5 protein-coding genes are annotated in these 7,260 nt (G+C 70.0%); 4 read left to right on the top strand and 1 reads right to left on the bottom strand.

Going from position 1 to position 7,260, the window contains the following annotated elements:
• Window positions 1-792 (top strand): branched-chain amino acid ABC transporter permease (locus AC07RV_RS34890; protein WP_492715422.1); only part of this gene is annotated, 792 nt, incomplete at its 5' end.
• 22 nt (window positions 793-814) lie between these two features.
• Here the strand turns inward: AC07RV_RS34890 and AC07RV_RS34885 are convergent.
• Window positions 815-1,885, bottom strand: a complete 1,071-nt coding sequence (locus tag AC07RV_RS34885) for a lipocalin-like domain-containing protein (protein WP_296777129.1) — start codon at window positions 1,883-1,885, stop codon at window positions 815-817.
• A gap of 101 nt (window positions 1,886-1,986) precedes the next feature.
• Between AC07RV_RS34885 and AC07RV_RS34880 the strand changes: the two genes are divergently transcribed.
• From AC07RV_RS34880 to AC07RV_RS34870, 3 genes are all read left to right on the top strand, one after another.
• Window positions 1,987-4,527 carry a penicillin acylase family protein gene (locus tag AC07RV_RS34880; protein WP_296777132.1) on the top strand — a complete coding sequence of 847 codons (2,541 nt, stop codon included), beginning with the start codon at window positions 1,987-1,989 and terminating at the stop codon, window positions 4,525-4,527.
• 50 nt (window positions 4,528-4,577) lie between these two features.
• Window positions 4,578-5,285, top strand: coding sequence for an O-methyltransferase (locus AC07RV_RS34875; RefSeq protein WP_296777135.1), 708 nt, complete (start codon window positions 4,578-4,580; stop codon window positions 5,283-5,285).
• Window positions 5,286-5,531: 246 nt separating this feature from the next.
• Window positions 5,532-7,154, top strand: a complete 1,623-nt coding sequence (locus tag AC07RV_RS34870) for a carboxypeptidase regulatory-like domain-containing protein (RefSeq protein ID WP_296777137.1) — start codon at window positions 5,532-5,534, stop codon at window positions 7,152-7,154.
• Window positions 7,155-7,260: the final 106 nt, after the last annotated feature.

Raw genomic sequence — 7,260 nt, 5'->3', positions numbered from 1 at the left:
GCCTACGTGGCCGGCCATGCGATCAAGGTCTGGGGCCTCACGCCCGAGCTGGGCCTGATCGCGGGCACGCTGGTGGGCGCGCTGCTGGGCTGGCTGTTCGGCGTGCTGGCCATCCGCCGCCAGGGCATCTACTTCGCGATGATCACCCTGGCGCTGGCGCAGATGATGTTCTTCGTCGCGCTGCAGGCGAGGTTCACGGGCGGCGAGGACGGCCTGCAGGGCGTGCCGCGCGGCAAGCTGTTCGGCCTGCTCGACCTGAGCAACGACCTGACGATGTACTACGTCGCGCTGGCGATCGTGGCTGCCGCCTTCCTGCTGATCGTGCGCACCATCCACTCGCCGTTCGGGCAGGTGTTGAAGGGCATCAAGGAGAACGAGCCGCGCGCGCTGTCGCTGGGCTACGACGTGGCGCGCTTCAAGCTGCTGGCCTTCGTGATCTCGGCGGCGCTGTCGGGGCTGGCGGGTTCGCTCAAGACGCTGGTGCTGGGCTTCGCGACCCTGTCGGACGTGCACTGGACCGCCTCGGGCCAGGTGATCCTGATGACGCTGGTGGGCGGGCTGGGCACCTTGTCGGGCCCGCTGGTGGGCTCGGCCGTGGTGGTGCTGCTGGAGAACAAGATCGGCGAACTGGGCAACCTGCTCGCGCGCATCACCACCATCGACTGGTTCAACACGCTGGGCGAGTCGGTGACCATGGTCACGGGCCTGATCTTCGTGATCTGCGTGCTCGCCTTCCGCAAGGGGATCATGGGCGAGATCATCGCCTTCATCGATCGGCGCAAGGCCCGATGAAGGCACGGGTGCGGGCGCCGGCCTAGAGCTTCAACGGCGCCACGTACCCCGTCATCTCCAGGTAGCCGCGCCCCAGGCGCTTGCCCTGGCCATCAAGCAGGTCGCTCAGGCCTTCCCAGTACACGCCACCGGTCGAGCCGCGGCTGTCGAGCTCCTGGTCGTCGAGCAGCGCGCGCACCTCGAACTCGCCCGCGGGCGTGCGCACGCGCCATTGCACGGGGTAGCGCGCCTGCGTGCGCGGGCTGTTCCAGGAACGGCCGGCCTCGAAGCGCACCTCGTCGGGGCCGAACACGCGCAGCGTGCCGTCGCTCGCGCGGAACGAGCCACCCGACCACAGCGCGCTGCCGTCGGCGCGGCGCAGGTGGAAGGCCGTGAGCGCGCCGCCGTCGTCGAGGTTCATGCCGATCCAGTCCCAGCCCACGGCCTCGGGATGCAGCAGCGCCTCGCTCCACTCGTGGTCGAGCCAGGCCTTGCCGCGCACCGCGAAGGGCCGGCCGTCGAGCACGATGCGGCCCTGTGCCGCGAGCTGCGGTTCGCTGTAGTAGTAGCTGGCCTGGGCCTCGTCGGGCCCCTTGCGTGACAGGCCCGCACGGCCCTGCAGCAGCACCGGCTGGGTGGGCGCGAAGCGCAGCTCGAGCGTGAAGCCGCTGGCGGGAATGCGCGCCGTGTAGCCGTCCGCGGCGCGCAGCAGCGACCAGTCGCGCAAACGCAGCGCGGTGTCGGTTTCGCTGGCCGAAGCCCCGCCGAGGCCCGCGCGCGCGATGCGCTGGTCGTGTCGCAGCGCGCGGCCCTCGAGGTCGGTGACGGCCGCGTGCGCGAACACCAGCTGCTGCGCCGCGAACTTCGAGCGCATGCCCTGCGTGGCGTCGACGCGCGAGCGGAAGAAGGTGACCTGGAAGCCGAAGGCGCGATCGCCCTCGGCCTGCGCATGGCCCGTGATGTACCACCACTCGGTGCGCAGCTCGGGATGGCTGCCGAAGTCGCGCGGGAACTGCAGCGTGCGCGGCGGCAGGGCCCAGGCGGGCGCGAGGCCTGAAGAGGCAGCGAGCGCCGCGAGCAGGAGGTCGCGGCGCGACAGGAGGGCGGGTGGCATGGCCGCACGAGTCTACAAGCGCCCTCGTCACGCGTTGTAACCCACGCGCGTGCGAAAGCGATTACCGTGGGCCGGCCCATAAAAAGAAGGAGACGAGATCCATGAAGCGCACGCCCAGCCCGCGCCCTGTCGCGCGGCGCATCGCATCCCCCCGTTCCGGTTCCCTCGCCCCGAGGCTCGTGCCGCTGGCCGTGCTGCTCGCGCTCGCGGGCTGCGCTTCTGGACCGCCCGCCGAAGCGCCGCCGTCGGCGAGCACGCCGCCACGCGCGCCCTCGTCCTTCGCCGTGCCGGGCCTCGAGAAGCCGGCCGAGGTGCTGGTCGACCGCTGGGGCGTGCCGCACCTCTACGCGGGCACGCTATACGACGCCTTCGTCGCGCAGGGCTTCATCGCGGCGCGCGATCGGCTCTGGCAGATGGACCTGTGGCGCAAGCGCGGCCTCGGCGAGATGGCGCAGGACTTCGGTCCCGCCTGGGTCGAGAGCGACCGCGCCGCGCGCGCCGTGCTCTATCGCGGCGACATGTACCGCGAGTGGTTGGCCTACGGCTCTGACGCCAAGCGCGTGGCCGAGGCCTTCACGGCCGGCGTCAATGCCTACGTGGCGCAGGTGCGCGCGCAGCCCGACCTGCTGCCGCCGGAGTTCAGGCTGCTCGGCTACCAGCCCGCGACTTGGTCGCCCGAGGACGTGGTGCGCATCCGCCACCATGGCCTCACGCTCAACCTCACCTCCGAGATCGAACGCGCGCGTGCCTACTGCGCGGGCGGCCCCGGCATCAAGGCCGACTGGCTGCGGCGCGAGCTCGACCCGCCCGTCAATCCGCGCGTGCCGCCGGGCCTCGACCCCTGCACCATTCCTGCCACCGAGTTGCGCGCGGCCTATCTGCGCGCCACCGAGTCACCACAGTTCACCAAGGCCAACACGCTGCTGCCGCAGCAGGGCGCGGGCCCCGGCAGCTTCGCGGTGTCGCAGGCAGGCGACGAGGCACGGGCCGAGCAGGGGGACCCCACCGCCGCCTACGGCAGCAACAACTGGGTGATCGCGCCCAAGCTCAGCGCCACCGGCCGGCCGATCCTCGCGAACGATCCGCATCGCGCGCACGGCGCGCCGAGCCTGCGCTACATGACGCACCTGAGCGCGCCCGGCATGGATGCCATCGGTGCCGGCGAGCCCTTCCTGCCGGGCCTGTCGATCGGCCACAACGGCACCATCGCCTTCGGTCTCACGCGCTTCTACATGGACCAGGAGGACCTCTACGTCTACCAGCTCAATCCGCGCAATCCCAACGAGTACCGCTACCAGGGCCGCTGGGAGCCGATGCTGCGCGTGACCGAGCGCATCGCGGTCAAGGGCGAGCGCGTGCCGCGCGAGCTGGTCAACACATTCACGCGCCACGGGCCGGTGCTGCTGTCGGAGCCCGGCAAGCGCCGCGCCTATGCGTTGCGCGCGGCCTGGCTCGAGCCCGGCATGGCACCGTACTTCGGTTCGATGGACTACATGCGCGCGCGCAACTGGGACCAGTTCCGCGCCGCCATGAACCGCTGGGGCGCGCCCGGCGAGAACCAGGTCTATGCCGACCGCAACGGCAACATCGGCTGGATTCCCGGCGGCCTCACGCCGATCCGCCCGAACTGGGATGGCCTGATGCCGGTGCCGGGCGACGGCCGCTACGAATGGTCGGGCTTCCGCAACGGCGACGAGCTGCCTTCCGAGTTCAATCCCGCGCGCGGCTACGTGGTGACCGCGAACGAGAACAACATCCCGAGCGAGCATCCGGCCGCGAAGAAGGGCATCGGCTACGAATGGAGCGACGCGGCGCGCGCGCGGCGCCTGAAGGAGCTGTTCGCTGCGAAGGTGGCCGCGGGCCAGCGCTTCACGCTCGAGGATTCGCAGCGCATGCAGAACGACATCGTCGCTACGCCGGCGCAGCGCCTGCTCAAGCTGCTCGCTGGCCTGGGCAGCAGCGATGCGCAGACCGCGGCCGGCCTCGCGCTGCTGCAGGGCTGGGACGGCACCATGGACCGCGACAGCGCGGCCGCCGCGCTCTACGAGGTCTGGAGCAGCAAGCCGCTGCGCCAGGCCGTGCTCAAGGCCGGCGCGGGCGAGTCGGCCATGCAGTACGCGCTGCCGGGCGACAACACGCGCATGGTCCTGCTGCTCGAGAGCCCGTTCGGCTGGGTCAGCAACGCGCAGCGCGATGCGATCCTGGTGCAGACCATCGCGCCCGCCATGCAGGAACTGAGCAACAAGCTCGGCCCCGACCCGGTGGCCTGGAAGTGGGGCGCGCTGCACCGCGCCGAATTCCGCCATCCGCTCGGCGGCATCGTCGATGCGGCCACGCGCAGGAAGCTCGACGTGGGCGACTGGCCGATGTCGGGCTCGGCCTTCACGCCGATGGCCGCGAGCTACCGCGCGAGCGACTATCGGCTGACCTCGGGTGCGTCCTTCCGCATGGTGCTCGACGTGGGCAACTGGGATGCCTCGCGCGTCATCAACACGCCGGGCCAGTCGGGCAACCCCGACAGCCCCAACTACCGCGACCTCGCGCCGCTGTGGCTCGAAGGCAAGTACGTGCCGCTGGTCTACAGCCGCGCGGCCGTGGAAAAGGAAACGGTGGAGCGGATTCGTTTGACGCCCGCGCCGTGAAGCCGTGCAGCGGAGCCTAGACTGCGCTTTTTTTGCATCGGGCCCGCACCATGACCTTCGACGAACTCCAGCGCCGACTCGCCGAGGTACCGGCGCGCCACAAGGAGATCTCGGTCATCGCGAGCCTCGACGACGAGCCCGCGCGGCCCAGCGCGCGCCTGCTCGACATCGCGCTGCGCGCCGCCTCGGCCGCGCGCGAGATCGCGCTGAGCGTCTACGACGGCCGCCCCTCGAGCGAGCCGCACTGGTTCGACACCTGGCCCGGCGAGCACTACCGCCTGCTCGCCGCGCTGGTGCGCACGCTGAAGCCGATGCGCGTCGTCGAGATCGGCACCTTCACCGGCATGGGCACGCTCGCGCTCGCGCAGGAATTGCCCGCGGGCGGCAGCGTGACCACCTTCGATCTGCATCCCTGGCACGGCTTCGAACAGACCTGGCTCGCGCCCGGCGATTTCGAGCACGGGCGCGTGCGCCAGGTGCTGCACGACATCTCCGCGCCCGGCGGCATCGAGGCGCATCGCGCGCTGTTCGAGGCGGCCGACCTGGTCTTCGTCGACGGACCCAAGGACGGCCACACCGAGGCAAGGATGCTCGACAACCTCGCCACGCTGAACTTGCCCGCGCATGCGCTGGTCGTGTTCGACGACATCCGCGTGATGAACATGGTCGCGACCTGGCGCCGCATCGCACGGCCCAAGCTCGATCTCACGTCGTTCGGCCATTGGAGCGGCACCGGCCTGATCGACTGGAACGCTTAGCGCAATCGGGTTGCATTGCCTGCGCGCGGCGATGCACGCATGCCGCGAAGTCTTCCGTATTCACTTCCCCTTGTCGCATGCAACGCCCGTTGCATGCGCATGACTTTTGGCACTGTTGGATGCGATCCGCGATGCATACGCTCGGTCCCCTTCGATGCATGGCCTGCGATGCCGCGCATCGGAATCCGACGCCGCTGCATTGCAGCCGCATTCATCGACCAGTTGCTACAGAGGGGGAGAGAACCCATGAGATTCAAATTTGCAGTGGCCGCCGTGGCGGTCGCATTGGCTGTTGCCGCGTGCGGCGGCGGGGGCGGAGGCTCGGGCTTCGGGTTCCTGCCGCCCGGCCAGAACGGCGGTGACCCCGGCGACCCGGGCGGCCCTGGCGGTCCCGGCACGCCCGCACGCAAGGATGCGAAGGTCACGGGCCGCGTGACCAATGCGCTCGACGGCGCCGGCATCGCGCAGGTCAAGGTCACGGCCGGCGGCGTCAGCGCCACGACCGCGGACGATGGCTCCTACACGCTCGAAGGCATCACCAATGGCGCCTCGGTGCTGCTGAGCTACGAGAAGAACGGCTTCGCACCGCAGAGCCGCTCGACCGCCGCGCTCGCGCCGGCCGAGGCCAGCACCGTCATCAACATTCCGATGCTGCCGGTGGCGTTCAGCGACACCTTCAACCCGGGCGCCGCGCGCGACCTCGCGGTGCCGGGATCGACCGCCATGGTGCGCCTGCCCGCCAATGCGCTGCGCCGCGCCGACGGCAGCACGCCCACCGGCCAGGTCACCGGCCGCCTCACGCCGATCGCACCCGCGACCAACGTCAACCTGATGCCCGGCAACTACCTCGCGGCCACCAGCGGCGAGCCCGCGGCGATGGAGAGCTTCGGCGCGCTCGACGCCAGCTTCGTCGATGCGGACGGCGCACCGCTGAAGCTCGCGCAGGGCGTGAGCGCCACCGTGCGCATCGCGCCGTCGTCGCGCAGCGCCGCGCTGCCGCCGACGGTGCCGCTGTTCTTCTACAACACGGCCACGGGCCTGTGGGTGGAAGAGGGCAGCGCGAGCCTGCAGGGCACCGCGCCCAACCAGTACTACGAAGGCACGGTCACGCACTTCACGACCTGGAACGCCGACCAGATCTACAACACGGTGCGCGTCAACGGCTGTGTGCAGAACGCGGCGGGCGAACGCGTCGCGGGTGCGGTCGTGGCGTCGGAAGGCAAGTCGTACAGCGGCGTCGGCTCGGCCGTCACCAATGCCAACGGCGAGTTCTCGGTACCGGCCAAGCGCAGCAGCGAAGCCTTCGTGGTGGCGAGCAAGAATGCCGAACTCTCCAATGCGGCGAATGCGACGCTGGGCGACCAGGACATCACGCTCGGTGGATGCCTCACGCTGACGAGCTCGGCCATGTCGATCAAGCTGACCTGGGGTGAACGGCCCTACGACCTCGATTCCCACACGATGGGCGCGAATGTCGGTGAAGAGGTCTACTACGCCAACAAGGGCTCGCTCGCGGCCGCGCCGTTCATCGGCCTTGACGTGGACGACGTGGACAGCTTCGGTCCCGAGTACACGACCTTCGCGAAGCTCGCGCGCAATCGCACCTACCGCTTCTTCGTCTACAACTTCTCCGACACCTACGACCCAGGTCAGACCGGATCGCCCGCGCGCGTGGAACTGAGCAACCGCGGCGCCCAGTCGGTCTTCTCGCCGCCGGCAGGCGAGGTGACGGATTCGACGCGCTACTGGCACGTCTTCGACCTGCGCACCGACGACAACTGCAACGCCACGGTCGTGCCGGTCCAGAAGTTCCTGGCCAACAAGCCGCCGGAAGTCAACACCGACGCGAACGCCCAGTACTGCAACTGAGCGGCATGAACGAGGGCCGGCGCGAGCCGGTCGTCTTCAGCCGATAAAAAGAAAAGGGAGCAGGGGGAAAAGGCGCGCAGACAAAGCGCCGGCAGGCACGGGACCG

The organism is Variovorax sp. GW821-FHT09B01 (assembly GCF_059418345.1).
Note: the sequence above shows the minus strand (reverse complement) of the source record. Positions and strands in the feature narration are given on the sequence as shown.